Genomic DNA, 25,227 nt, shown 5'->3' with positions numbered 1-25,227 from the left:
GTCTCGCCTGTCCCCAGATGTTGGGGAGGTTACTGCGGTGGGCTGATTAACAAGGCCGTCGCGCTCCGGCCATTGTGTCCAAGCAAGGCGCGCGTCCATCCTCACTTGAATCACTATAATTATTTTACCACTATGAACCGAACAAAACGAACAGATTATTGATGAAGAAAGCGGTCGTGCGCCACCCTCACGCCGTCTGCCGTATTTCCTCCGCCGATGTGGAGGGCCACCGCCGCCCATGAAAACCCATTGATGTATCGTAAGCTAAGGATTTGCCGCATCAGGCAGTCGTTCACCCCGGCAATGTACCGATTTAGCCGGTTGTATTCGGCAATTGACGCCTTGATCTTCCCTTCAATGATCGCCTTGCAATCAGCTATTTCGGCAGCGATGGCGGTCTTATCAGATATTCCTCCCACATGTGGCAGGCCAGTAATTTTGGGGGAGATATTCTGTGCGGCGGCTTCTAGCTCTCCGAGACGGCGCTTTTCCTGCTCGATTTCGCGGTTGAGGTAATACAACTGTGACAGTTCCCTTTTGGTCAAAGCATCTCCTCCAATCTCAACCAGACCCCCGCCTCCCGCAACTCTTGGTCAACTACGAGCATCTGGTCCGGGTCATCGGCGCAGCGGCTGGCGATCTCCGCCCAGGTCATAAGTACACGTTCAAGGCGGGCCTATCCGAAACCCTCCGCCCTCACCGCCAGCAGCATCTGCTTGACTGTTTGGCGGACGGCTGTCTCCAAGTCTTTTTCGTGTTTGGTGACGCGGTGAAAATTCGCTTTCATCTTTGCGCACCTCTACCCATCGTACTCAACTTCCCCATCTAATTTAGCCCCGCAGATTGGGCAACAGAGGCTACGCCAATCACTTGCGATGTAGTGGTTGCAGTGCGAACAGATTAACCCGCCAGAATGATGGACGATCCAATGACCGTGGGGCTGCAAGTTTGCGGGGTCGATTACGATAGAGCCCAGAATCTCATCAATCGCGTCGGCAAACACCCCTGCCGCTACCACGTCACCTACATCCGCGCAATCTCGTTCATACCCCGCAAGTCTCTTACAGACGGCATCTGCGTCAATTAACCTCATGGTCTGCCTCATCTCTCGGTGGAGCCTGGCGGGTGTTCCAGGCGGTAAGGGCTTTGTTCTTATTGCCATATATCTTAGTACCCACGCAGTGTGTCTTGCAGCACACCGCCCATCTGCCACTCAGTTGTTTTAGCTCTGCCTCTCCCCCGCAAAACGGGCACGGCAGTACAATCCCCTGCTTGGTGCACTCCTTCTGTGCTTCTCGGTCGCCCATCAGGGCGCGTCTGATTAGGTTATCCATTGGTTTCCTCCTCGAAACGATAGGCGGTCACAGCCGCCGGCGCTCGGCCCGCGCCAAAACTCCGTGGCAGGCGCGAGCGGTCAAATAGTATTTCGGCGGCGCGGTGTCCGTCAAAATCTGCGACAAGGTAGATTCGACGGCGGCGTTGGGGCACTCCCCAGTATTGCGCGTCCAGTATTCGCCAGGCAATCGAGCAACCGTCTCCCACGATCTCTCCTGCGGTAAGCCATCTCCCCGCAGGTCTAGGGATAGATACGGTTTCTCCCGCAACGGCGGCGAGTTCTTGGAGCACGGCACGGAAGTCCTCCCCTCCGGCGCTGCTGAACGCTCCTGGGACATTTTCCCAAACAGCGAAAGTTGGGTACTCATTGTCTGTTGCCTCCCTCATTTCTCGGATGATTCTTGTGGCCTCGAAAAACAGGCCGCTGCGCTCCCCGTCAAGACCCGCTTGCTTGCCGGCGATAGACAGATCTTGGCATGGGCTCCCGAATGTGATGACGTCCACCGGCTCAATTTCTGCGCCATTGATGCGCGTCACGTCTCCTAGTTGGCGCATACCCACACCCCCTTGTGTTGTACTCCCCAAGCCACTGCCTCCTGGTGGCTCTCTACCGCCAGGTCAATTTTGCGCCCCCGTATGGCCCCGCCGGTGTCCTGTACCACCCGCTCCCCGATGCCGTCTATGTAGATGCGGGTGCCCATCGGCATCACGTCGGGGTCTGCGGCTATGGTCACCCCTGGCGTCACTGGCTCCCCGCTCTTGGTGGTGGGGTTGCCCCCGCAGATGTGTGGGTACTGCTCCGCGCAGTAGGCGTAGACCGCAAACTCACCGGCGAAAATTCGCTGTTGAGATTCTACGTGAGCCATTACCGGCTCCGGCAATCTGGGTTCGGTGGCAGTCGCTGGCCGCTGTATGGTGAGCAGGGCCAGCAGCATAATCAGGTACTGGGCTGCCTCTCTCACGATTTCCACCCTTCCAGCAGTACGGCATCTTCCTCCATCTCGGCCCAGCGAATCGGTAGGTCTACCACATAGAGCCCATCATCTGCTTTGTTCAGTTCGCCCTCCACCAATTTTCGGCGAAATCTTACTTCCGCTCCCGCTGGCATGTTGTCCAGCTCGTTCATCAACTCATAGACTTTCATTCCAATTCCTCCCAGCTATATACTCTCTGGTCGCCTCGCCCCAATCTTCTAGGCGCATGATGGCGACCCACTCACAGTTGTTCCGCCGGTGCATCACTACCGGCAATTCTCCGTCCTTAGCGTCTCCGATCGCCTGCGCCAGCGCGTCATAGAGGTGGAGGGCCTCCACCCTCTTGCACTCGATGTGCATCCCAGGCACCCCTACCACGTCCGCGTCTCCATTGGCCCCGCAATACTGCTGGCCGCGTCTGGCGACGGCATATCCCAGCCCGCGCAGGGCCTTGGCAAGCTCTATTTCGCCGCGCTTGCCCTTGTTTCGGCTTGATTTCCCCATCAGACCGCCTCCAGCATCAGCCGCAGTGTGTACCGGCCCTCCGGCACCTCCGCGATCATTCTCCCAACTTGTCTGACGTCCACCCCGTCTTTGCCGTCCCACTCAATCGACACGAGAGGCCGATTTTCGCCCCGATAAGGCGCACATCTATCGTTTCTGGCGTCCGTTTCCATCTCCCTCATTTCCGTGCCTTCCTGGGCTAATTTCAGGGCCCTGTAGTTTTCGGCGGCTGCTTGCGCCTCCTTCGGGGTGAGTTCGCCGACAATGTGCTTGAGCGCGGCCCCAATCCCCAAGCGGTCAAACTCCTTGCGTACAGTCAGCTGGGAGCATCCAAGCAGTCTTGACATTTTACCCGCTGACCAGATACCATAGTGTGCGGCCCAGTAGCGCAGACGCTCACGCTTGACGTCCTCGGACAGCTGCTTGTAGACGACCCATTTGACGGGTTGTGCCATGTTGTCCAGCACCAGGGCACCAGGTTTGGTGTACTCTCTCCGCTCTTTGGCGGGCATGGTGTCCACCGGGGTTTTGACTGCGTTTCTGGGGCCTTGTTTCGACGGAGCCTTGTGGTATGCCCCGCTCCCCGTACTCTTCTGCTCGCGGATGCTGGCCGCGAGGTCTCTTTCGATTTCGTTCATGCTGTCCTCCTATTTCAGCCGGTAGTTTTTGGATTTGTCGGGCGAGAGGGAGAGCTGATAGCCCCCCGCCTTGGTGCGCTCGTACACGCGGCTTCCCACCGCCTCATCAATGTCCAGCAGGTCGTTCATGGTTTTTTCGCTGGAAATGATTGTGTACAATTCGCGGTTGTTGTAGCGGTAGTTGAGCAGCTCAAAGGCGATGTTGACGTCCGCCGCCGAGGGGAATTTGCCCTTCTCGGCCTTGAAAAGGTCGTCTATGTACAGGATGGGAACGGTTTTTAGCGGGGAGATAATGGCGTTGTACTGCTGATCGTCGGTGACGCAGGCCTTGAGCTGGACTACCTCGTCCCGCCAGAGCATGTATTTTGCTGCCATCCCTCGGCGCATCAGCTCGGTTGTGATTGCCGTGCAGATGTGAGTTTTCCCGGCCCCAACTTGCCCACCAAAGTACCACCAGCGGGCTTCCTCGTCCGCCAGAAAGCGCTTGGCCGTCTCCATGACTTTGCCCTGCCAGGGCTCCCGGGTCTCGTAATTTTCAAGCGTGTAGAGGTCGACCACATCTCGCAGCCCGCTCCGTTCGATTCTCCACAGGCTTTTCCGGGCGGCCATACACCGGCACTCTCTTGTTGTTACATATCCGTTGATGATTTCCATGACCGAGCCCTTGTTTTTGCAGATGGGGCAATCCACTCCGTCTAGTGCCCCGGACTTGCTGTTGTAGGCGTCACAGCGGTTTTGCAGCATCTGCTCATAAGTCCAGACCGTTTTTGATTCCCCAGTCAGTTTGAGGTTTTTGAGCGCTTCTGCCATTGCTTCCATCTCTCTCCCTCCTTTCCCACGTCCTCACTGCCGCCTTCCAATTTTTCATCGAGGTTTTGTTGAGTTTCCATCCTCTGGCTTCGTAGTAGTCGCAAAAGGCCTCCGGGTCTACCGAGTATCCCTTTTCTTGGCAGTATGCGCGGACTTCCTCGACGGTGGGCCGGACGAATTTTTTCTCGGTGTCTTCACAACTGGCGCTTACTCTCTTATTCTTGTTCTTGTTATTGTTCTTATTACTCCTTATATAAGGGATGTGAAGTTTCTCGACATCTAGATGTTTAGTTTCTTGACATCTAGCTGTTGAGTTATTGCACAACAAGTTGTTAAGGCTCTCCTCGTCAAGTCTGTAAAAAGTGGTTGCCGGAGTGCCGACCAGCTTGCTTTCCACGGCCCCACAGTCTTTCAGGGGGGTTATGGCGACGCGCTGCTGGTATGGGGATAAGGCGGTGTTTTCCTGGATTTCGGCCTGGGTTGAGTAAAACCACCCGTCATGGGCAACCAGCTCCCCCCGGTCAAGCCAATACTGGTACTTGGCGCAGAGCTCACCCAGCAGGATTGCCGAGTTGATGCCCAGGAGGTGGGCAAGGCGCTTGTTGTACATAATAAACCCGGTATTTGACAGCAGTTCAATCATTGCGGTACCTCCTAAAACGGCAGGTCGCCGGGCACGTCCTCAAAGTCAACCAGCGGCGTTTTCGGGGCGTCCACGACCGGGCCGGATGATTTGTTCTCGCAGAAATGTACGTTGTCGGCCACGATCTCAAAGGCGGCGCGGTTGTTGCCGTCGCGGTCCTGATACTTGCGGGTCTGAATCGACCCGTTGACGGCGATCATGCTTCCCTTTTTGAAGTAGCGGCAGACGAATTCGGCGGTTTTGCGCCAGGCCACAACGTTGATGAAGTCGGTCTCGCGCTCCTGCCCTTGGCGGACGAAGGAGCGGGCCACCGCTACGGTGAAGCTGGTGACGGGCACGTTGTTGGGGGTGTGGCGAAGCTCCGGGTCGGCTGTCAAGCGGCCCATAATTGCAGCTATATTAAGCATCTTTTTTTCCTCCTTACAGGTAGTTCCGGCCAAATTCTCGGCGGAAATCGTCTATCGTCTTGCCCTGCTCCTCCATCCACTTGCGCTGCCCGTACTGATGGAGAGCAAGGGCGGTTTCAGCATTCTGATGGGCCGACATCGGCCCAAAGATGTGGCATCGGCTGTGGCACAGCTTGACTTTTAGGCCGTACTTCTCGCTTTTTCGGCGATCTGGCCCACCAAAGATATGGTGGGCGTCCAAGGGGTCTTGCGCCCCGTTTCTGCCGCAAAGCCAACAGCGGTCATCCATTCTTTTTCCTCCACTCCTCTTGCATCATTGCCAGCCGATCCGGCGTCGCCGTCTCAATATCCTGGGCTTTTGCTTTCTCGATGATATTGTCCAGCAGCCGGGACATTTCGGCAGTATCGTATGTGCTTGAGCCCCAATAGGCATTGACCAGGACGAGCCCGTCAAGGCCTTCGTCTACAATTTCGGTCGGCCACCCGATTCCACGGCGCTCCCAGCGTCGTCTCCACTCCTTCGCCGCGTCGACCCGCATATACTGTTGGTCAACAACGCCCGCCTCTTTGACGGCATCGAGATAGACTTCCTCCTTGCTGTTGCCTAGCTTTTTGGCAATCTGGTCGCATAGCGCCCACAAGTAGGCGTTGGCGTCCAGCGATCGCTTGCGCCGTTTGGGGCCGAGGACGGCGGTACAGTCTCCCGACATCTGGTCTACCCACCGGCGGGCCGCCGGAGCGTTGGCCACCTTGAGCATCAGCCAGCAGCCGTCTCCCTCCCAACACTGGGCCGCCGAAAAATCAAGCTCCAGCTGCTGCATCTGGCTTGCGCTCCAATCTCTGCATCACGCCCACGTACTGGGCCAGGGTGATGTCTTTGACGCTGTTGACGGGGGTCTCTGACTTGCTGGACAACCAGTCGAGCATCCCCTCCACTGTCCAGCCGGTGCGCTTGATTTCGCCGAGGAGGGACGCTTGCTTGATCTCGTCGATTTTGGACGCATTGGCTTTCTTCTCCTCCTCCTTGGCCGCCTTCTGGGCGTCCTCCGGCAAATCCTCCCCGGCGTATATGTAGAGGCCCAGGCCGTGCCGGGCAAGCGCCTTGGTAAGACTGCGCTGGATGGCCTTGTTGACGTCGAAAGAGGTGACATTTTCAGCCAGGATGGACTTGTTGCGGTTGTCCATGACCGGCAGGTATTCGATGTGCTCAATCCCCGCCACAGTGACACCGGTCTTGACCCAGCAGGTGCGCCCGTCGGTGTGGTAGTTCCAGCCGTCGGCGTTCTCGTAGATTCGGTACTGCGCGTCCGGGTGGAGCTTCTTGACCTCTCCCCAGGCCCATGCCCACGAGAGGTAGGAGAGGCCGTTTTTCTTCTCGATTTTGTCGCCCACGTTCAGGGCGTTCAGCTTCGCAAAATAGTTCTCTGTCATTCGTCAATCCCCCTATAATTGCGGTCTTTTTGGGCCTCTAAATATTCGAAAAAGTAATCATTTCCGGCGCAGTACTCTTGCAAGGCTACGGGCCAGTCGAACCGCGTCTCGCGGAGCGTCCCCGCCTCCAACTTGCCGGTATCCAGCAGGTAGTCGAGGAGGTCATGCCACTGGTCGCGGCTCTCGGAGGCAAAGGCAACTGCATCCTCAAACTCCGCGTCCTCGGTGACACTCTCGCAGAGGCACCGGGTGCAGAGGCGCAACCCATCATACTCCCAGCGCGCTTCATTTTCGCAGAGGTCACAGGTGGGCGGCTCCCAGAGAGGAGCATTGGGGCACCCAGAAGGGCAAATTGTTTGCCTACAAATATCACACATTGACTTTTTCCTCCTCTCAGCCTATACTGTGGGTGGCTTTTATTCTTTTGCCGTCTTCGATGTTCGCACCATCGAGGGCGGCCTTTTTCTTTTTGTACCGGCGGTTTAACAGCCGGAGGTTGTGCAGTTGCCACTCCACAAGGGTGCTGTATCCGCAGACCTTGAGCTTTTCGGCGAGGGGTGCTTCCGCATCCGCCAACTCCCGGGGCAAATCAGCCGTCATTCGGTAGACTTGGGTCCCAGGGCCTGCTTGTGCTTTGCCCCTTGTCGCGACAGCGGTTTTTGGGCTCTCCGTGGATTCTGCTGGATTGGGGTGTCTTATGTACTCAATCGGCACACCCCACCTTTCCGCAAGCACTTCTGCCTGCGCAACTGTAAGGTCTGCAAGCCCAAGCTCGATTTTACTGTACAGGCGCTTATCCATCCGCGACGCGGTGTCACTGGCTGGCACCTCCCGAAGAGCGGCAACCACCTCTTTTGGCAACCACCCAGCACTGTGCCGCTGCAATTTAAGCGGGGTCATTGGCCTCTCCTCCTATATCTTTTTCGGATTTTTTCGGACGCTTCAAAATCTGTCTGCACAGCGTCCATCTCTTTGGCCTTCTGCCGCTCCCGCTCCCGCCTGAGCTCGTCATTGTGCTGTGCCATAAGCTGGTAGGCCAGACAGTGTTTGCGGTCGCAGGGGCGGGGTTGCTTGCAGGTCATGCAAGGGTAGATCATTGGTCTTGCTCCTCTCTGTCGATTTCGTCCAGGGCGGCGGCGATGTCGAGGGGCTCGGGATCATCCCGAGAGATGGCCGCAAATTTTTCGCTTCCCATAATCATGAAATACTGTTTTCCTGGATACCATGTGCCGCCGTTCTTTCCCGGCTTTTCTTCATATACAAAAACGTCACCATTCTGGTCCTTGGCAATGTAGTTATACCCTGCCGCCTTGGCGCCGCGCAGAATGGCGATCTCGTCGGCGGTGTAGAGCGGGAGGATAGTATAATCCCCTCGGGCAATGAGCTCCCATTTCAACTCGTTTGCAACTCCGCTGAGGCAGTCGCACAAGCTCCCATCCTCGTCGATATAGTGCGGGTTGCACACAACCCCATGAATGATAATTTTTTGACCAGGGTCAATCCCCAGGGCCTCAAAGATGCTTTTTCCCATTGTTGTTTTCTCCTCTCCAAATCAGCAGCGCCGCCACAATACAGCCAAGGCCACAAGCAACAAGCCCAATTACGTGGGTCAGACTGGTTCCTGCGTCGCTCATGCCGCCGGCTAATAGCAAGAGTGCCGAGCCGATGGCGGTTAGTTTTGTGGGGGTCATGCTGTTTCCTTCCTTTCTTCTTGCTCCATGAGGCCAAGTGCCTCAATAAGCAGTTCCTTGGGGCTTTTTTGCCGCTCTTTCTGCGGACGCCCTCGGCGGCGAAATTCTACTCCGTCGGGCGGAAAAACAATGTGTAGCCGCTCCGGGGGCTCTCTGATGATCTCTAACACTCGGTACATCTCCGACTGTCTCCAATTGGCTCTGCCTGATAGGCGATCGCTCGCAGATGTTGGAGACGAAAAGCCAAGAAGTTGCGACAGATACGAAACATCCACTCCCAACTCTCGGAGTCTCTGCCGAAGGTAGCGATATGTATCTGGCGATTTTCCCATGGTGTTCACTCCTTTCTTGCCTCCTTTCTGCGGACGTGGTAGAATTTGGTTGAAAGGAGGGATTTTTATGGATTTTTATGGATATGTAACGTTTGGTATTGCTGTAGCCGGGTTCACCATGTCCTTGGGAACATGGTTGAGGAGCCTTTGGCGGTCACGCGAAAAATTTGCGGTTTCTGCAATTGACTACGGCGAGCACTTGAATACCATGCAACTCCTTATTTCTATAACTAATTTTTCCGACAACGTTCTGGTCATTACCTCGATTTCCTGCCGCGGAAGAACCTGCGAGCTAGAGCCAAAGCTTATTCGGGGTGACCCAAAGTCTCCGAAGGCTGAAACTCCGCGCTTCCCGGTGACTATTCCGGCCCAAAATAGCGAGAACCTATATTTGGAGTTTGTAAATCTGCGACACATTGGTTTAACTGCCGGAGAAGCTCTGACACTTGAAGTTCAGACCATTCGGAAACAGGTTCGAAAAACAGTACTTCTAGGCAATAAACTTCATTATCTGAATACCAGGGTACAATCTCAAACCTATCGTCAGTCACAAAAGGCTTAGGATTCGTTGCCACCACCTCCTTCCCCGCTTCGCAGGCTGGTTGATGTTTGGGTCACACGCATTTTGTCCGGCGTGGCAATCATCATATCAGCCATCTCGCTGCTATCAGAGCTAGGGATATTAGGATTGCCACGATACTGATAATACGGCTGAACCAATCTGTCTGATAGTCGTATTTCTTCATTTTGTTATCTCCTTCCCCGCTTCGACGGGAAATTTATTTGCCTGTATGGCCGGTTTGTGCTATTCTTTGCATGTCGGGGTTGCCGCCCCGAATAATGCTCTGAACTCCTTGAATGATTTGACCCCGAGTGTTTCGGCTATCAGAATTGCGGTATGGACGTTCGGCACGCGCTCGCCCGCTTCATATCTTTGGTAGCCGATAGGAGTAACGCCGGCTTTTCGTGCAACTTGTGCCTGTGTTAGCCCCCTTTCTGCGCGTTTGGCCTTTATTCCATCGATATTCAACTCACCTGCCCCCTTCAAGATTTGGCTTAACCATTTGGTTAACCCATGGTTGTATATTATCATAACCATTTGGTTAAGTCAATGCTTTTACAAAATATTTTGGGAGTGTTGATAATGCCTACTTTGGGAGAACGACTGACTTTTTTGCAAGCCGAGCGCCAACTCTTGAAAAAGGATATTGCCGCTGCCGCTGGCCTTTCCCTTATGGGGTACTATCGATACGAGCGCGGAGAACGGCAGCCCCCGGCTGACGTTTTAATCGCCCTTGCCGACTACTTTGACGTCTCCCTTGACTACCTAGTCGGCAGATCTGATGACCCTACACGCCGGTGATCTCCTCCCCCGCTTCGGCGGGGATTTTTACTGTCCGTTTTATTGGACATTCTTTGTGTTATCCTCTAAACAAAGGATTTTTCTAATACTGGACACAATCCCCAGAGTGGAGAGTTCTCCTGTCTCAATCTTGTGAAGATAGGAGCGGTCAAAATATTTCCCTGTGTCCTGCCGCACTTGCTCAATCAGCCATTCTTTTGGTTGGTTAATATCCACAAGCGCGTGATTGATTTCCTTGCCAAGTTGACAAAGTTGCTTCTTTGCCAAAGACATCACCTCCTTCCTATTGACTTTTACACGAACGTATAATATATTATGAGTTGTCAACACCTTTTCTACTACTCGTTCGCGTCTCTGTGTCTAAATACTACTACACGTACGAGTAATAGTCAACAGGAAATCATTACGCGCTCGTATATTTTACGAAGTGCACAATTGAGGTGCGTGTATTATGTCAAAACTGTACAGTATTCTTGCGGGGCTATGTGATGAGAGGGGCATAAGCCCATACAGAATGTGTAAAGATACCGGAATTCAGCCAAGTGTTATGACCGACTTAAAAATGGGGAGGAGACACACAGTAAAGGCGGAAACCGCCTCCAAATTGGCAAACTACTTCGGAGTTTCCGTTGACTACCTCCTGGGCAACACAGACAAAAAAGAAAAAGCCCCCGCCGAAAATGGCAGAGGCTTTACCGACGAAGACTTGAAATTTGCGCTGTTTGACGCGCCGGAAGAAATCACCGATGACATCATGGATGAGGTCAAGCGGTTCGCAAAGTACGTAGAGGAACAAAGACGGAATGGACATATTAAATAAGCTGTATAGACTTGCCGAAAAGGACGGCATCCCTGTTCTGCGTCTCAATTTGCCGCTCACAAAAGCGCTCTCGCTACTTGAAAATAGCACTTGTTACATAGGGATTGATGAAACTCAATTTGAGACGTCGGCGGAGAAAAAAGCAGCTCTTGCCCATGAACTGGGGCACTGTAAAACGGGAAGCTTTTACAACCAATATAGCCCTTTTGATTTGCGGGAACGGCATGAGGTTCGGGCCGATCGGTGGGCAATCGAAGAAATCATACCTCGACAATACTTCAACGATGCAATAAATTCCGGAGTAACGGAACCGTGGGAACTGGCCGAGCTCTTCAACGTCCCACAGCGGTTTGTGGAAAAGGCCGTAGAATACTACTATATGCTAGACTTGGAAGAAAAAAGACCCGCCCAGCGGTGAGGCACTGGGCGGGCAACGAACAGAGCAGATAGTTGCGGAATCCATCTGCCCTGTCATTATAGCACAATTTGGCGGGAGGGGAAACCATGAGCCGGAAAAATGAAGCCATTTGGATTGAAAAAAGCAAGAGATGGCAAATCAAAGTTCAGAAGGACGGTGTGCGCAGGGCTTTTTACAGCTCCACCCCTTCCAAAAGGGGGAAAATTGAGGCGGAAAGGAAAGCAGATAACTGGCTGGCCTCCAATACCAAAAACGAAAACATTCGCTTCGCCCCGCTTTGGGCTGATTTTCTCGCAGAAGTGCATCTAACCACCAGCACATCTAATTACCGAAACCATGAACTGCACGGGAGACGATGGTTTCTCCCTCGTCTGGAGCACAAATATGCCCGCGACATCACCATCCAAAACTGGCAGGACTGCTTGAACGACGCCTATCGATCCGGGCTTTCAAAGAAAAGCATCAAGAATATACGCGGATCAGTGACCGCCTTTTATAAATATTCTTTCAAGCGCGGCATTCCAATGGTTCGGCCAGAGTTTTTGGAAATACCTAGAGACGCGCCCGTCGGAGAGAAAAAAATCCTCCAGCCAGACAATATGAAAACGCTTTTTTCGGAGGACACCATTGTCCGATACGGGAAGGAAGAACCGGCCTTTTTCATCCATGCGTGGCGGTTTATGGTGCTTGCAGGGCCGCGCCGAGGAGAACTCTGCGGGATTGACCAAAGGCAAGACCTAAAGGGAAACACACTCTTTATTCGCCGCTCCATCAACCACTACAATGAGGTGACCGGCGGGAAGACAGACAACGCCCAGCGAGGATTCGTCCTCTCTTCCCGAGCAATGGAAGAAGTCGAGGCGCAAAAAGAGATGCTAAAGCGTCTGGGCATAAAAAGCCGATGGCTATTCCCCGACGAAAACGGAGATCGGTTAGACCCCAAGCATCTATCAAAAAAATGGGAAACATACCGAAAGCAGCATGGAATTTCATGTAGCTTGCATGAGCTACGCCACACCCTGATCTCAGTTGCAAAAGCAGACGTACCAGAAGAACTTCTCAAAATGATTGTTGGCCACAGTGCCAACATGGACACGTTTGGCGTCTACGGCCACGAGGTGGACGGGGAGCTGGAAAGGGCGGCCAAACTTCTGGACAAGGCCTTCGATCGCATTCTAGAGTAAAAACAAAAATGGGTTCAAAAGTGGGTTACTGGAAGCAAGAACCGCTCAACAAATCGCATTGTTGAGCGGTTCTTTTGGTGCCGGTGGCCGGACTCGAACCGGCACGCTGTCACCAGCGGTGGATTTTGAGTCCACTACGTCTGCCAATTCCATCACACCGGCATTTTTAGTACCCTGTTATTATATACGTTCCCCCTGCAAAATGCAAGCCCTTTTCCCTCTCTCCCTGCGGGAGGTCACGCGCCTTTTCCAGCGCCCGTCTCTCGCTGCCGCCGCGCCCGAAAATAGGCCCGATTTTGCCGCACCGAGGGGTGATCTGGCTTGCTGTGGGCAGCCCGCTCGTTTTCCTCCTCCGCCCGTCGCCAGTCCCCCAGGCGGTCATAGCAGACACACAGTTGGATATGGGGCAGGAAATCGTAGCAGTCCGGCTCTGTAAAGCCGCCCGAGGCGGGGTCAAAGGGAATTTCCAGCGCCCGGTGGTACCAGTATATCGCCCGCTCCCAGAGCCCCGTATCGAAAAAGCGGCCGGCAATGTCGCAACAGACCTCTGCCCGCGGCCGGTCAAAGGCAAAGCTCCAGAACAGGGCCCGCAGCGCCCGTTCCGGCTGCCCCTGCCGGTCCCAGCAGCGGGCCAACTCCCGGCAGGCGCTCACCTGGTTTTCCACCCAGCCCCGGCCGCTCTCCAAAAAGGCCGTCAGCACCCCCGCCCCTTCCTCCAGCCGGCCGGCATAGCAGAGCTCCCGTCCAAAATAGAACTGCTCCCGGGGGGAGAGAGGGCCCTTGGCCGCCTCCTTTTCAAAGATGCGCAGATTTCGCCCCGGGTCCCGGCGGTGGAGCTTTTGATGGGTGACGGCGATCTCCCGGCGGATCACCCGGCCCCGCGGGGTCACCGCCTCGTGTACCGCCCCCTCAAAGCGAAATCCCCGGTCCCGCCGCCAAAGCCGTTCCCGGTAAAAGGAGAAGGTGGGCCGCCCCGCCCGGTCAAAGGCGGTGTTGTAGCGCAGCATCACCATGTCCACCGACCCGTCCAACTCCCCTTTGAGGGCGATCAGCGCCGCCCTGTCCGCGGGCAGCAGCACGTCGTCAGCATCCAGCCAGAAGAGATACTCCATCCACCCCTTCTCCAGGGCAAAGTTGCGGGCGGCGGCAAAGTCGTCGCCCCAGGGGAAGTCGTACACCCGCGCCCCCCTTTCCAGGGCGATCTGCCGGGTGCGGTCCTTTGAGCCAGTATCCACCACGACCACCTCGTCGGCCACCCCGGCCACGCTGTCCAGACAGCGGCCCAAAACGCCCTCTTCATCCCGAACGATCATGCAAAGGCTCACAGTCGCCAAAGCCCATTCCCCCTTCTCCCCGCCAAGGCAGCGGCACGGGCCAGTCTATGCGCCGGGGGCGGCAGCCGTTCCCCTGCAAAAATTTTCTCCCACCCCCCTGCAGCCGATTGCACTGGCGGGTTTTTCCATGTACAATAGCAGTGTTCCGCCCATTTTCGCCCGGCGTCGCGGGGGTGCGGCAGAGGCGGGTTTCCCCTCTTCCCCCGACAGCCGGCCCGGCGGCAATCTGCATATGTGAGGAGGAGCTCCTTTGCCAAACACCTTTAAGGGAATTGTCTACACCATCGCCTCGGCCGTCATCTTCGGCATCACCCCTGTTCTCAGCAAACTCACCTACTCCATGGGCAGCAACGCCTCAATGGCGGCCTGCTTTCGCGGGCTGCTCTCCCTGCCGGTGCTGCTGTGCATCCTGCTGGCCCTGCACATCCCCCTCAAGATCACCCGCCACCAGTTGGTCTCGGTGATCGTCTGCGGGCTGGTGGGCTCCACCGCCACCGCCATCACCCTCGGCCTCTCCTACAACTACATCCCCGTGGGGATGGCCACCACCCTCCACTTCATCTATCCGGTGCTCACCACCGCCGCCTCGGTCGTCTTTTTAAAGGAGAAACTCTACCGCTATAAGGTGGTGGCCCTGGTTCTGGCCACCGCCGGCATCGCCACCTTTATGGAGCCGGGCGGCAGCCTCGTCGGCATTCTGCTGGCCCTCTCCTCCGGAGCCTTTTACACCTTCTACATCATCTGGATGGACAAGAGCGGCCTCAAAAACCTAAACTCCTTCCTCCTGACCTTCTACCTCTCCCTGGTCATCAGCCCGGCCTCCGCCCTCTACGGGGCGCTCACCGGGCAATTCACCCTCTCCCTCACCGCCGCCGGCTGGGCGCTGACGGCAGCCGCTTCTATCCTCTCGGCAGTGGGGGCCATGACCCTCTTTCAGCTGGGGCTGCGCCATGCCGGCCCCTCCCTGGCCTCCATCCTCAGCATGTTCGAGCCCATCACCAGCGTGCTGATGGGACTCTTCTTCCTGGGCGAGGGCATCTCCCCCCTCAAGCTGGGCGGCTGCGCCCTGATCCTCTGCTCCGTCGCCCTCATCGCCCTGCACCAGCGGGGCGAGGTGCGCCGCGCCGGGCCGGCGGATACCGACCCCCAGGGGGAAAAGCAGCTGACCGACCCCCATTGACGCCCCCAAAGCGGCCCCTGCCCGCGGCTCACCCCCGCGCGGCAGGGGCCGCTTTCTGCGATCCAGGCAGGGCCTTCCACAGATGTGCAGGCCGTTTTTGAAAGCAAAATCCCCCTCGCACCCACTCTGTTCCCCCTTTTCGCCGATTTTCTCCCCATTGCGCCCTCTTTTTGGCAATTTGTTTGCAGTTTTTAGAAAAAATTGCTATGATATGGGTGTCTGAACACACCGACAGATCGGAGGAGAAATCGCTGTGAAAAAAGAGACCTTTTTCCTGGAGTCCTACGGCCTGCCCACCCAGCTGGCCTGCTACCTCTACCTGCCCGACGAGGGGGAGCCCAAGGCGGTGGTGCAGCTCTCCCACGGCATGTGTGAATACATCGAGCGCTACGAGCCCCTCTGCCGCTTCCTCACCGACCAGGGCTACGCCGTCGGCGGGGCCGATCACCTGGGCCACGGCAAGACCGCCGGTGGGGAGGGGGCACTGGGCTATTTTGCCGAGAAAAACGGCCACCTCTACCTGACCGAAAACCTGAACGTGCTCTGCGAACAGCTGCGGGCCCGCTTTCCCGGCCTGCCCTATTTTCTGGTGGGGCACAGCATGGGCTCCTTCATCGCCCGGGACTTTCTGGCCAAATACGGCGCCAAGCTCACCGCCGCCGTCATCAGCGGCACCAGCGGCGGCAATCCCGCGGCCAAGTGGGGGATGCGGCTGGCCAAATTGCAGATCGCCCTGGGCCAGGGGCAAAAACCCGGGCGGCTGCTGAACAAGCTGGCCTTTGCCGGCTACAACAAGCGCTTTGCCGGGCGCACCCCCTACGACTGGCTCTCCCGGGACGAGGCGGTGGTGGACGCCTATGCCGCCGACCCCTACTGCACCTTCCTCTTCACCCCCAGCGCCTTTCTGGACCTCTTTAAAATCCTCTCCCGGGTGTCGGTGCCCGAGTGGGCCGAATCGGTGCCCAAGGACCTGCCTGTCCTTCTCCTCTCGGGGGAGGAGGACCCGGTGGGCGACTACGGCGCGGGGCCAAAGGCCGTGGCCCGGCGGCTCAAGGACGCCGGCGTGAAAGAGGTGGGCTGCAAGCTCTACCCCGGCGGCCGCCACGAGATGTTCAACGAGTTAAACCGGCAGGAGGTCTACCAGGACCTGCTGGCCTTTTTAGAGGGGCACCTGCCGCCGAGCAATGAGGGAGGAGAGAGACTGTGAACACTGTGACCCTGGGCCGCACCGGCCTCACCGTCAACAAAAACGGCTTTGGCGCCCTGCCCATCCAGCGCATTCCCAAGGAGGAGGCGGTGGCCATCGTCCGCCGCGCCCTGGACGGGGGGATCACCTTCTTTGACACCGCCCGCCTTTACAGCGACAGCGAGGAGAAGCTGGGCGCCGCCCTCGCCGGCCGGCGGGGGGAGGTCGTCCTCGCCACCAAGACCCCCGCCACCGACGCCGCCGGTTTCTGGCGGGATTTGGAGGCCTCGCTGGCCGCTTTGCAGACCGACTATATCGACCTCTTTCAGTTTCACAACCCCGCCTTCTGCCCCAAACCGGGAGACGGCAGCGGCCTTTACGAGGCCATGCTGACAGCCCGCGAGCAGGGCAAGATCCGCTTCATCGGCCTGACCAACCACCGGCTTCACGTGGCGAAAGAGGCGGTGGAATCCGGCCTTTACGACACCCTGCAATTCCCCTTCTGCTACCTGGCCTCCCCCGACGATCTGGCTTTGGTGGAGAGCTGCCGCCAACACGGCGTGGGCTTCATCGCCATGAAGGCCCTCTCGGGCGGCCTCATCCAAAACAGCGCCGCCGCCTATGCCTTTTTGGCCCAGTTTGAAGGGGTTCTCCCCATCTGGGGGGTGCAGCGGATGGCCGAACTGGAGGAGTTTCTCGCCTACGGCGAAAACCCGCCCGCCCTCGACGATGCGCTGCAGGCCGTCATCGAGCGGGACAAGCTGCAGCTGGCGGGGGACTTCTGCCGCGGTTGCGGCTACTGCCTGCCCTGCCCGGCGGGAATCGAGATCCCCAACGCCGCCCGGATGTCCCTGATGCTCCGCCGCTCTCCCCCGGCCCCCTGGCTGGGGGAGGAATGGCAGGCGAAGATGGCCAAGATCGACGACTGCATCCACTGCAACCACTGTGTCGACCACTGCCCCTACGGGCTGGACACCCCCCAGCTGCTGCGCCAAAATTACCAGGACTACAAGACCTTTCTCAAGTAAAACCACCTGAAAAGAGGGGGAGAGAAAGCCAATTGGCTTTCTCTCCCCCTCTTTTTTGCGGTCACTGCGAGACGGTCAGTTCCCCCTCGCCCCGGTTCCCCAAAAGGTCCTGGGCAACCAGGGTATAGTGGCCGCCGGGCAGGTCAAAGCGGGCGCTCTCCCCCTCGGTCTCCAGCGGGCGGTAGAGGGCGCCGTCTGCCCCCAGCAGGAAGCTGCGCTCCCAGTCCACCCCGGCGGGGTCTGCCAGCCGCACAGCCACCAACCCTGCCTGGCTGTATGCCTCTGCCAACACAGGGGGCGCTTCGTCGGCCCCGGTCACCGACACGGCCGTTTGGACACGCCTTCCGTTGGCCCCCTCGGCCAGCAGGGTGTAGCTGCCGTTTTTCACCGGCAACAGGGAAAAGCCCTCCTCTCCCCTCTCCAGCGCGCAGCGGTTGCCGCCGCCGTCCTCCAGCCAAACTGCCTCCGCCCCCGCCACCTGGGCGGTGAGACCGGCCCGCCCCTCTGCCTGCCAGACGGTGGTCTCCAAAATTTGAGGGGCTGGAAGCAGGGTCGCCCCCGCCGTCACCGCCAGGACAAGGCCCGCCGCCCCGGCCGCCGCGGGGAGGGGGATCTCCCCCAGCTGCCAGGGGGAGGGCTGCTCCCCTGCCCGCCGCAGGGCGAGCCCCAAAGGCAAAACAGCCGGCAGCCAGCCGGACAGATTCCCCCGCAGGGCCTTTCTGGCGCGCTCCAACTCCCGCTTGACCGTCATCTCCGAACAGTCCAGGGCGGCGGCGATCTGGGGCAGCGTTCGGCGCTGGAAGTAGCGCAGCACCACCGCCTGGCGCTGCCGCCGGGGCAGCCTGTCCAGCGCCGCCAAAAGGGCCGCCGTCCGCCCCCTCTGGTCGGCAGCCACCTCGGGCAGGGCCAGGGGGTCCCTGTCGGGAAGGAGTCCCAGCAGCTCCTCCCCCGAGGCGGCCCGCCGCGCCTCCACCCGGCGCAGGTTTTGGCAGGCAAAGTAGGTGCTGCGGTTGAGGTAGGCCACCAGCGCCCGGGGGTTGCTGATCTCCCCCATGTGGCGAAAGAGGGAGAGGTAGCTCTCCTGCACCGCCTCCTCCGCCAGGGCGTCGCTCCCCAGCAGGGCTCTGGCCTGCACCCACTGTGCCCGGCAGGTGGCGCGGTAGAGCCGGGCAAAGGCCTGCTCGTCCCCCTCCCTGGCCCGCAGGAGAAGCTGCTCCAGCTGCCGGTGTCCCAGCTGCTTTTCTTCCAACCTTTTCCACCCCTCTCTCCCTTGTGTTGCTTTACAGGACAGTGTACTATAAAAAGGGTGCTTTCTGCAAGGCAAAAAATTGGTTTACTCCCCTTTGAAAAAAATCTGCGAAAAATGTCAAACCGCTGTTCCGTTTTTCCTCCATCTGTACTCATATAAAAAGTAGGGTAACGTTATTTCCCTGAAAGGGGCGTCGCCCTTGCCAGAGAAGGGCGGCTTTGGCCCTCCCCTGGCAGAGCGGTTCTGGCCGGCGAAAAACCGGCCTTCTATCACAAACAATGGGAGTGAATTGTCATGCGTTATCAAAAAAAGGGTGCCATGCGGCTCACCGCCCTTCTGCTGGCAGCGGGGATGGCTTTGGGCCTTGCCCCTCCGCCCGCCCGCGCCGCCGGGGACAACAGCTTTGTCTCTTCCAGTGACCTCAACGACATTTTCAACTGGGTAAACCCTCCCGGATTTGGCAGCAACATGGGCATTCACGGAAAAAATATCTATTTTGCCAACACTACCGCTCATGTTGAGACAGGTGGAAGTTATACCGCCGCCTCCAATGTGGCCAGCAAGCGCTGGGTATCGCTGGAATCTGACTGGGAGTTCCGTGGAACGTTTGATGTCACCATCGACCCCGATACACCCCACATTTTCACCCGTGGATTTGTGGTTCTCAAGGCGCGTGACACCAACCAGATTCTCTTTTCTGCCGGCAAGTTCAACGAACATCTCGGCTTGCGCATCATGACCGGTACCGCAGTTGCCCCCAACACCGCAACACCGACAAAGAAGGATTTGACTGCCGCCTATTTCAACGGCTCCAAAAGCTTTAACATCAGCTACAGCGCTACCAGCCACATTCTCTCCTGCACCTACGGCGACAACACCCTCACCTACGACGTCTACAAGTTTTTCCCCGCCGATACCAAGGAGATTACCGTCACCCTCGCAGGTACCATTGCCTGGGAAAAAGGCAAAAGCGCTCCGAGCGATTCTAAGGTGAGCGGCACCTTCGCCAACGCCGCCTACACCAAGTACAATCCCCAGTTTGTCAAGACCGAGGTGCTTCAAACCAACGGCACCCCTTTCCCGGCAAACAGTCCTCCGGTCAACAGCCAAATTGTCATGGTTAAATCCACCATGCGCAACACCAACGCCAATGCCCACGGCCAGGCGGTGCCCTGCACCCTCAAGCTGCTTCAGGGCAACCAAACCTACCCCACCGCCGGCATCGTTCCCCTCGTTCAGGGGCAATCCATCTACGCCAACGGGGCGGAGGTGCCTGCCAATACCGACATTGTGAACAGCGGCATCCCCTTTAAAATGATCGAGGGGGACAACACCGTCACCTACCTGGCCCAAATCGTCAACCCCAGCGGCGCGGCAGTCACCGTGGGCCAGACCATTGCCGACGACTTCTTTCAGTCCCACCGCTACTCCTCTGCCGAGGTGGTGCCCGCCCTCCCCCTCAAGCCGGGGGAGGTGGACAAAGAGCCAGAGCCGGGCCAGCCTGCCCCCAACCCCGGAACCGACTACCACTACACCCGCACCCCGGCCAATGCCAATGGCTGGAACAGCGGCAACGTGGATGTGACCTTTTACGAGGGCGCCTTCAACCAATTCAACATCACCAGCGGGGGGGCGGTCAACGCCACCCTCCACAGTGGCAACCCCACCAAGCAGTACAGCGGCGAGACGGGGACCGGGGGCATCCCCCTGTCCTACCAGGCGGTGAACACCAGCAGCGGCCAGCTCTCCACCACCAAGACCGACACGGTGAAAATCGACACCACGCCCCCTGTCCTCACCGCCGGGGAGGGCGGCGCTCTATCGGTGAGCGACGCCCTCGCGGGGGTGTGGAAGCTGGAGCGGCAGGACCCGGTCACCGGGGCCTGGTCGGCGGCCAACACCTTCCCCCTCACCAAGGGCAACGGCGACCCCGTTCAGAGTGTGACCCCCGCCAAAAACGGGGTCTACCGGGCGGTGGACGCGGCGGGGAATATCTCCGCTGCCACCCTCCCGGTGACCGTCAACGACCCGCCGGAGATCGACGTCAAAAATACCCACCACCCCTCCCCCCAAGGGCCTGCCACCACAGTGGACGCCAACGGTCTGGCCCATGCAGTGTACAGGGATGCCGTCGACGAGATCATCACCGACCCGCCGGCCTACGGCGGCGCTCTCACCGCCGCCGAGTTGCAGGCTGTTGTCGAAAACCGCTATCAGTTCACCTCCCACTCCGGCGCCCTCTCCTACCAGCTGGTCTCTATGACCCAAAACGGGGCGGACATCGCCACCGCCGGGCTTCCTTCCTCCGCCCCCGGCTCCTGCCAGGCAGTCTACCAGGTCACCGACCAGGACGGCAACACCGCCACCCTCAACCTGACCTATTCCTTTATCGAAAAGCCCCTGCCCCCCTCTCTCTCCCCGGTGGATCCCGAATATCCGCCCACCGGCCCCAGCGAGGAAATAGGCCCCTGGAACACCACCGTCCACCACACCTACCGGGACCACTACGTGGAGCTGATTGCCGACCCGCCGGCCTATGGCGGCACTTTTTCCGCCGCCGATGCCCTGGCTTTTATTAAGGCCCACTACGCCTTTGCCGCCCGGGAAGGGGACAGTCTCACCGAAACCCTGGCCATGTCCCAGGGGGATGCCGACATCCTCGCCACCGGGCTTCCCTCCTCCACCCCTGGTTCCTGCCTCATCACCTACACGGTGGAAGACGAAAAGGGCAATACCACCACCCTGGAGCTGACCTATACCTTTAAGACCCGGCCGGTGATGCCGCCGGTGACCCCCATCGGCCCCGGGCCCGCGCCGGATGGGCCGGAGGAACCGCCGCCGGGGAAGGACGGCACCCTCCACCACACCTACACCTACGAGATCACCCGCATCATCACCGACCCGCCGGAGTTTGACGGCGTTCTCACGGCGGAAAAGCTCCGGGAGATCATTGAGGGCCGCTATACCTTCGGCCCCGGCGACGTCTCCTTTGCCATGACCCAAAGCGGGGCGGACATCTCCGCCCAGGGACTGCCCAGCAGCACCCCCGGCTCCTGCCTGGGCAGCTACACCGTCACCGACGGCCAGGGCAACACCGTCACCCTCCTTCTGACCTACCGCTACATTGAAAAGCCCCGGCCGCCAGTGCCGGTGCCGTCAAATCCAGAACACCCGCCCGAGGGGCCAAGGGAGACCATCACCGGCCCCGACGATCCCACCGTTCACCACTGCTACACCGACACGGTGGTGGAACTCATCAGCCACCCGCCCGCCTACGGCGGCCACTTCACCATCGGCGACGCTCTGGGCTACATCCGCGACCACTACGACTTTGCCGCCGGCAGCACCTCCCTCACCGGCCACGCCCTCTCCATGGAGCAGGAAGGCGACCCGGCGGTGGAGATCTCCTCCGCCGTCCCCGGCTCCTGCCTCATCACCTATACCGTGACCGATCGGGACGGCAACTCCACCACCCTGGAATTGACTTACATCTTCAAAGAGCGGGTGGAGCCCCCGACCATCACCCCCATCGACCCGGAATACCCGCCTCAGGGGCCGGAGGAGCAGCCGGTGGGGCCGGACGGTCTCATCCACCACACCTATCGGGACAGGATCGTTGTCGCCATCACCGACCCGCCCCAGTTCGGCGGCGCCCTCACCGCGGACAAACTGCGGGAGATCATCGAAACCCGCTACACCTTTGGCGAGGGCGTCGTCACCTTCGCAATGACGCCGGACAGCCTCCCCAGCACTGTGCCCGGCTCCTGCACAGGGATCTATACCGCAACCGATGGCGAGGGGAACTCCACCACCCTGGAACTGACCTATGAATATGTGGAGCGGTACGACCCGCCGGTCATCGGGCCGGCCGACCCGGAGCGCCCCCTGCCCGACCCAGAGGAGACCGTCGACCCCGACGCAACCGTTCACCGCAACTATCAAGACAGCCTCACCGAGCCGGTCGCCTATCCCCCCGCCTTCGGCGGGAACCTCTCCGCTGAAGCGGCTCTGAACTGGATGCAGAGCCAGTATCAGATTGCACCGGGCACCGGAACACACCTGCGGGAGAACGTCGCCCTCTACCAAGACGGGCAGGAGATCACCCCCCAGGGCTTTGCCACCGACCGCGAGGGCAGCTGTCTCATCCTTTACCGGGTGACAGATGAATACGGGAATTCATCCACCCTCGCCTTCACCTATGCCCTCACCGAGCGGCAGGTGGAAGGGGGCGACATCCGTCCCGACGGCACTGGCAGCGGGCAAAATCCGACTGGCAGCGGCCCCTATACCGGCGAACTGGGCGGACACACCCACCGGCAGCCGGCAGATTGCTGGGTGCATTGGCTGGCACTGGCGCTGACAGTCATCACCCTGGCCTATCTCCTGGTGCGCAAGCGCCAGCTGGATAGAGAGGAGGAAAAAGCCCGTGAAAACCTGTGATTTTATCGCCCTCACCCTCCTGGCGGCAGCAGCTGTCTTCTGTGCTGTCCACGCCGCCTGTTCCTGGGACCTGGCAGCGCTCCTCCTGCTGGGGGCCAGCTTGCTGCTGTCCGCCGTCTACCTCATCGGCCGCACCCGAAAGCAGAATGGCGGCGAGGGGTAACTGCCTTTTGAGCGCTATATAGTAAACGAGAGAGCCCCCGGGGAAATGAAGTACCCGGGGGCTCTCTCGTTTGAGGCGATGGAGAGAGAATAGACAGTTTGCACGGGGACGGCGGGGGCCATCACATGCCCGGGCGGGGGGCGACACGGTGACGTCTTGGTTGGTGGGGCCGGTAGTGGAATTTCAATCCACGCATCCGCATGGGGTGCGACGTGGCCCAGCGCAGTACCGGGTTATCCCCCCAGACATTTCAATCCGCGCACCCGCATGGGGTGCGACCCTTGAACGAGCGCACCACCGCAAAACCTAAAAAATTTCAATCCACGCACCCGCGTGGGGTGCGACTATATCCCAGCTGTAGAAGCGCTGGCGGCCGAAGTAAAATTTCAAAAAGAAGCGGTGGATTCTTCCGGCGGGCGTGGTACAATGGAGCCAGAAGAGCCAATTAAGGCGAAGACCATAAAAGCGGCGGGGAGATATGCTGAAGACGTTCTGAAAATTCCTCACGCCAGCTACAAAGGGGTTAGCGTGGAGGTGGCAAACGCCTGGAACGAAGGGCTCGCGAACAACCTTCGCAGATTCCCGGAGTTGATTGATAATCTTGACTTTGTTGGGACGTGCCAGGAGAGGAACCGGTACATCAAAGAAGAGTACATAAAGATGGTGATGCCTGGGCTAAGGGAAAGGTGCCCTGATTTGCCAAAGAAGGCGCTTTTGGAGGCGGCCAAAAAAGGCGTTGCAAGACGAGTGCCAAGAATATCAAGTAATATCGCGCAATCGTATCGGCAAGACCTTGGACGAGGAATAACAGTCAACTCGGCATGGGGGAAAGCAGATGAGTTTGTCAAGGCGCTCCAGTACTGTGTAGAAGTAAAGTTCCACCCGGTAGGGTGTGACACCGTTCGGAGTGTACTTGACCATGAAGTAGGCCACCAAATTGATGACCTTTTGCTGATTTCTGGACGGCCAGAAATCATAGAATTATTTAGCTCCATGGAAGGCCCAGAGATAACAGAAGCATTGTCAGAATATGCCTGGAAAAATGGCAGTAGAGCCCCCATCAGAGAATTTGTAGCCGAGGGGTGGGTGGAATACTGCAACAACTCTACTCCGCGCCCGGTGGCAAAGAAAATTGGCGAATTTATAGAAAGGGTGTATGAGGAGTGGAAAACAAAGTAGTCCTGGAGGATGGGACGGAGGTTGTTTGGAACGACTATTGGGACGATGAGCTAACCGGCCCGTCTGGCATCAAAGACCCCCCACTGACCGCGGATGGTGGCGACGTGCCGCCGGAAAGTTGTGACCCGGAAGAATAGATAAGAAAAGCATCGGGAACCTCCCGGTATTTTTTTGCGCCTTTTTTTGAGCAGTTGCAAGGCATAAAGAACAACGGCCTCCCAGCTGGGAGAGCCAGCATAAAAAATCTATGGAGGATTGCAAAATGGAATGGCTTAGAAAATTGATTAGAAACGCACCGAAAACCGAGAGCGGAGAGATTGATGTGGAAGCCCTGGTGGAGCAGGCGAGCAAAGAGTTGCCGAAGTACGCTGTCCCCAAAGAGGTCTACAATGCCGCCAAAAAGGAGCGGGACGAGGCAAAAACGGCCCTTGCTGAGGCGGAGAAGGTGGATGTGGCGGCCTTACAATTTCAATTCACGCACCCGTATGGGGTGCGACTGGTGTGGTTTGACTGCGAAAGATAGAAGCTCAAATTTCAATCCACGCACCCGCGTGGGGTGCGACGCCTCTGCTGGTGGATTTTTTGGAAGGGTGCCGGATTTCAATCCACGCACCCGCGTGGGGTGCGACTGCGCACCAGCTTGTAAGCGCCCTGTATGTAGCGGATTTCAATCCACGCACCCGCATGGGGTGCGACCGGTAGGTGCGACCCAAAGCGCCGGGAAAGTAAACGATTTCAATCCACGCACCCGCATGGGGTGCGACGCGCTTTTGTTTTGCTCCCACGTGGGGCAGAAAGATTTCAATCCACGCACTCGCATGGGGTGCGACGGCGTACTTTCGGGACTGTGTGACGATTACAAGGATTTCAATCCACGCACCCGCATGGGGTGCGACGCGCTTTTGTTTTGCTCCCACG

33 protein-coding genes, 1 tRNA gene and 1 CRISPR repeat array are annotated in these 25,227 nt (G+C 58.2%); of the genes, 11 read left to right on the top strand and 23 right to left on the bottom strand.

Features of this window, described 5'->3' with window-relative positions; genetic code table 11:
* Positions 1-155: 155 nt before the first annotated feature.
* The 18 genes from HJY11_RS11420 to HJY11_RS11335 form a co-directional block, all read right to left on the bottom strand.
* On the bottom strand, positions 156-545 hold the full coding sequence (locus tag HJY11_RS11420; RefSeq protein ID WP_208076087.1) for a hypothetical protein: 390 nt from the start codon (positions 543-545) through the stop codon (positions 156-158).
* 534 nt (positions 546-1,079) lie between these two features.
* Positions 1,080-1,307: a Lar family restriction alleviation protein gene (locus HJY11_RS15690; protein WP_368041588.1), complete on the bottom strand. Its 228-nt coding sequence runs from the start codon at positions 1,305-1,307 to the stop codon at positions 1,080-1,082.
* 19 nt (positions 1,308-1,326) lie between these two features.
* Complete coding sequence (locus HJY11_RS11410) at positions 1,327-1,890, bottom strand: DNA cytosine methyltransferase (RefSeq protein WP_208076085.1); 564 nt, start codon at positions 1,888-1,890, stop codon at positions 1,327-1,329.
* Entirely contained in the window at positions 1,878-2,297 is a 420-nt protein-coding gene (locus tag HJY11_RS15510) for a 3D domain-containing protein (protein ID WP_208076084.1), read from the bottom strand. Before HJY11_RS15510 ends, HJY11_RS11410 begins: the two co-directional genes overlap by 13 nt.
* On the bottom strand, positions 2,294-2,479 hold the full coding sequence (locus HJY11_RS11400; protein ID WP_208076083.1) for a hypothetical protein: 186 nt from the start codon (positions 2,477-2,479) through the stop codon (positions 2,294-2,296). The genes HJY11_RS15510 and HJY11_RS11400 overlap by 4 nt, the downstream gene beginning before the upstream one ends.
* Positions 2,466-2,813, bottom strand: a complete 348-nt coding sequence (locus tag HJY11_RS11395) for a hypothetical protein (RefSeq protein WP_208076082.1) — start codon at positions 2,811-2,813, stop codon at positions 2,466-2,468. Before HJY11_RS11395 ends, HJY11_RS11400 begins: the two co-directional genes overlap by 14 nt.
* Positions 2,813-3,451 (bottom strand): hypothetical protein, encoded by a 639-nt coding sequence (locus HJY11_RS11390; RefSeq protein ID WP_208076081.1) that lies wholly within the window; start codon positions 3,449-3,451, stop codon positions 2,813-2,815. Before HJY11_RS11390 ends, HJY11_RS11395 begins: the two co-directional genes overlap by 1 nt.
* Positions 3,452-3,460: 9 nt before the next feature.
* A complete protein-coding gene (locus HJY11_RS11385; protein ID WP_208076080.1) occupies positions 3,461-4,270 on the bottom strand; it encodes an ATP-binding protein in 810 nt (269 codons plus the stop codon).
* Positions 4,200-4,904 (bottom strand): hypothetical protein, encoded by a 705-nt coding sequence (locus HJY11_RS11380; protein ID WP_208076079.1) that lies wholly within the window; start codon positions 4,902-4,904, stop codon positions 4,200-4,202. The genes HJY11_RS11385 and HJY11_RS11380 overlap by 71 nt, the downstream gene beginning before the upstream one ends.
* A gap of 11 nt (positions 4,905-4,915) precedes the next feature.
* The gene (locus HJY11_RS11375) at positions 4,916-5,311 is read right to left on the bottom strand and encodes a single-stranded DNA-binding protein (RefSeq protein ID WP_208076078.1); all 396 of its coding nucleotides are present in this window, start codon (positions 5,309-5,311) and stop codon (positions 4,916-4,918) included.
* 13 nt (positions 5,312-5,324) lie between these two features.
* Positions 5,325-5,600: a hypothetical protein gene (locus HJY11_RS11370; RefSeq protein ID WP_208076077.1), complete on the bottom strand. Its 276-nt coding sequence runs from the start codon at positions 5,598-5,600 to the stop codon at positions 5,325-5,327.
* Entirely contained in the window at positions 5,593-6,132 is a 540-nt protein-coding gene (locus HJY11_RS11365; protein WP_208076076.1) for a hypothetical protein, read from the bottom strand. Before HJY11_RS11365 ends, HJY11_RS11370 begins: the two co-directional genes overlap by 8 nt.
* On the bottom strand, positions 6,113-6,742 hold the full coding sequence (locus HJY11_RS11360; RefSeq protein ID WP_208076075.1) for a DUF1071 domain-containing protein: 630 nt from the start codon (positions 6,740-6,742) through the stop codon (positions 6,113-6,115). Before HJY11_RS11360 ends, HJY11_RS11365 begins: the two co-directional genes overlap by 20 nt.
* The gene (locus tag HJY11_RS11355) at positions 6,739-7,005 is read right to left on the bottom strand and encodes a hypothetical protein (protein WP_208076074.1); all 267 of its coding nucleotides are present in this window, start codon (positions 7,003-7,005) and stop codon (positions 6,739-6,741) included. Before HJY11_RS11355 ends, HJY11_RS11360 begins: the two co-directional genes overlap by 4 nt.
* A 130-nt stretch (positions 7,006-7,135) precedes the next feature.
* Positions 7,136-7,642, bottom strand: coding sequence for a hypothetical protein (locus tag HJY11_RS11350; RefSeq protein WP_208076073.1), 507 nt, complete (start codon positions 7,640-7,642; stop codon positions 7,136-7,138).
* A gap of 193 nt (positions 7,643-7,835) precedes the next feature.
* Positions 7,836-8,273: a hypothetical protein gene (locus tag HJY11_RS11345; protein WP_208076072.1), complete on the bottom strand. Its 438-nt coding sequence runs from the start codon at positions 8,271-8,273 to the stop codon at positions 7,836-7,838.
* Positions 8,254-8,433, bottom strand: coding sequence for a hypothetical protein (locus HJY11_RS11340; protein ID WP_208076071.1), 180 nt, complete (start codon positions 8,431-8,433; stop codon positions 8,254-8,256). Before HJY11_RS11340 ends, HJY11_RS11345 begins: the two co-directional genes overlap by 20 nt.
* Positions 8,430-8,603, bottom strand: coding sequence for a hypothetical protein (locus HJY11_RS11335; RefSeq protein WP_208076070.1), 174 nt, complete (start codon positions 8,601-8,603; stop codon positions 8,430-8,432). The genes HJY11_RS11340 and HJY11_RS11335 overlap by 4 nt, the downstream gene beginning before the upstream one ends.
* Positions 8,604-8,832: 229 nt before the next feature.
* On the opposite strand from HJY11_RS11335, the gene HJY11_RS11330 reads away from it, so the two are divergent.
* Positions 8,833-9,327, top strand: coding sequence for a hypothetical protein (locus tag HJY11_RS11330; protein ID WP_208076069.1), 495 nt, complete (start codon positions 8,833-8,835; stop codon positions 9,325-9,327).
* 243 nt (positions 9,328-9,570) lie between these two features.
* On the opposite strand, the gene HJY11_RS11325 is transcribed toward HJY11_RS11330, so the two are convergent.
* On the bottom strand, positions 9,571-9,795 hold the full coding sequence (locus tag HJY11_RS11325) for a helix-turn-helix domain-containing protein (protein WP_208076068.1): 225 nt from the start codon (positions 9,793-9,795) through the stop codon (positions 9,571-9,573).
* 45 nt (positions 9,796-9,840) lie between these two features.
* Here HJY11_RS11325 and HJY11_RS11320 point away from each other — a divergent pair, with 45 nt between their 5' ends.
* Positions 9,841-10,128, top strand: coding sequence for a helix-turn-helix domain-containing protein (locus tag HJY11_RS11320; protein WP_368041586.1), 288 nt, complete (start codon positions 9,841-9,843; stop codon positions 10,126-10,128).
* 39 nt (positions 10,129-10,167) lie between these two features.
* Here the strand turns inward: HJY11_RS11320 and HJY11_RS11315 are convergent, their stop codons facing one another.
* Positions 10,168-10,395, bottom strand: coding sequence for an XRE family transcriptional regulator (locus HJY11_RS11315; protein WP_243764457.1), 228 nt, complete (start codon positions 10,393-10,395; stop codon positions 10,168-10,170).
* Positions 10,396-10,579: 184 nt separating this feature from the next.
* Between HJY11_RS11315 and HJY11_RS11310 the strand changes: the two genes are divergently transcribed.
* From HJY11_RS11310 to HJY11_RS11300, 3 genes are all read left to right on the top strand, one after another.
* The gene (locus HJY11_RS11310; protein WP_208076065.1) at positions 10,580-10,948 is read left to right on the top strand and encodes a helix-turn-helix domain-containing protein; all 369 of its coding nucleotides are present in this window, start codon (positions 10,580-10,582) and stop codon (positions 10,946-10,948) included.
* The gene (locus tag HJY11_RS11305) at positions 10,932-11,366 is read left to right on the top strand and encodes an ImmA/IrrE family metallo-endopeptidase (RefSeq protein ID WP_208076064.1); all 435 of its coding nucleotides are present in this window, start codon (positions 10,932-10,934) and stop codon (positions 11,364-11,366) included. Before HJY11_RS11310 ends, HJY11_RS11305 begins: the two co-directional genes overlap by 17 nt.
* Positions 11,367-11,452: 86 nt before the next feature.
* Positions 11,453-12,550: a tyrosine-type recombinase/integrase gene (locus HJY11_RS11300; RefSeq protein ID WP_208076063.1), complete on the top strand. Its 1,098-nt coding sequence runs from the start codon at positions 11,453-11,455 to the stop codon at positions 12,548-12,550.
* A gap of 75 nt (positions 12,551-12,625) precedes the next feature.
* Here the strand turns inward: HJY11_RS11300 and HJY11_RS11295 are convergent.
* Both HJY11_RS11295 and HJY11_RS11290 read right to left on the bottom strand, forming a co-directional pair.
* Positions 12,626-12,712: transfer RNA gene (locus HJY11_RS11295), tRNA-Leu, on the bottom strand.
* 74 nt (positions 12,713-12,786) lie between these two features.
* Positions 12,787-13,875, bottom strand: a complete 1,089-nt coding sequence (locus tag HJY11_RS11290) for a tetratricopeptide repeat-containing glycosyltransferase family 2 protein (RefSeq protein ID WP_368041587.1) — start codon at positions 13,873-13,875, stop codon at positions 12,787-12,789.
* 259 nt (positions 13,876-14,134) lie between these two features.
* On the opposite strand from HJY11_RS11290, the gene HJY11_RS11285 reads away from it, so the two are divergent.
* The 3 genes from HJY11_RS11285 to HJY11_RS11275 all read left to right on the top strand — a co-directional run bounded on the left by HJY11_RS11285 (position 14,135) and on the right by HJY11_RS11275 (position 17,278).
* Positions 14,135-15,064: a DMT family transporter gene (locus tag HJY11_RS11285; protein WP_243764456.1), complete on the top strand. Its 930-nt coding sequence runs from the start codon at positions 14,135-14,137 to the stop codon at positions 15,062-15,064.
* Between the two features lie 253 nt (positions 15,065-15,317).
* The gene (locus HJY11_RS11280; protein WP_208076061.1) at positions 15,318-16,271 is read left to right on the top strand and encodes an alpha/beta hydrolase; all 954 of its coding nucleotides are present in this window, start codon (positions 15,318-15,320) and stop codon (positions 16,269-16,271) included.
* Complete coding sequence (locus HJY11_RS11275) at positions 16,268-17,278, top strand: aldo/keto reductase (RefSeq protein WP_208076060.1); 1,011 nt, start codon at positions 16,268-16,270, stop codon at positions 17,276-17,278. The genes HJY11_RS11280 and HJY11_RS11275 overlap by 4 nt, the downstream gene beginning before the upstream one ends.
* Before the next feature lie 61 nt (positions 17,279-17,339).
* On the opposite strand, the gene HJY11_RS11270 is transcribed toward HJY11_RS11275, so the two are convergent.
* Positions 17,340-18,527, bottom strand: a complete 1,188-nt coding sequence (locus tag HJY11_RS11270) for an RNA polymerase sigma factor (RefSeq protein WP_208076059.1) — start codon at positions 18,525-18,527, stop codon at positions 17,340-17,342.
* 294 nt (positions 18,528-18,821) lie between these two features.
* Between HJY11_RS11270 and HJY11_RS11265 the strand changes: the two genes are divergently transcribed.
* From HJY11_RS11265 to HJY11_RS11255, 3 genes are all read left to right on the top strand, one after another.
* Positions 18,822-22,967 (top strand): hypothetical protein, encoded by a 4,146-nt coding sequence (locus HJY11_RS11265; protein WP_208076058.1) that lies wholly within the window; start codon positions 18,822-18,824, stop codon positions 22,965-22,967.
* Positions 22,954-23,130 (top strand): hypothetical protein, encoded by a 177-nt coding sequence (locus tag HJY11_RS11260; RefSeq protein WP_208076057.1) that lies wholly within the window; start codon positions 22,954-22,956, stop codon positions 23,128-23,130. Before HJY11_RS11265 ends, HJY11_RS11260 begins: the two co-directional genes overlap by 14 nt.
* Before the next feature lie 426 nt (positions 23,131-23,556).
* Complete coding sequence (locus tag HJY11_RS11255) at positions 23,557-24,309, top strand: hypothetical protein (protein ID WP_208076056.1); 753 nt, start codon at positions 23,557-23,559, stop codon at positions 24,307-24,309.
* Positions 24,310-24,773: 464 nt separating this feature from the next.
* Positions 24,774-25,205: a CRISPR direct-repeat array (repeat unit 33 nt; unit sequence GATTTCAATCCACGCACCCGCATGGGGTGCGAC).
* Positions 25,206-25,227 lie beyond the last annotated feature (22 nt).

This window comes from Bittarella massiliensis (ex Durand et al. 2017) (assembly GCF_017566145.1).
In the GTDB taxonomy this organism is placed as follows: domain Bacteria; phylum Bacillota; class Clostridia; order Oscillospirales; family Ruminococcaceae; genus Bittarella; species Bittarella massiliensis_A.
The sequence above is the reverse complement of the archived record's forward strand: the minus strand, read 5'-3'. Positions and strand labels throughout refer to the sequence as shown.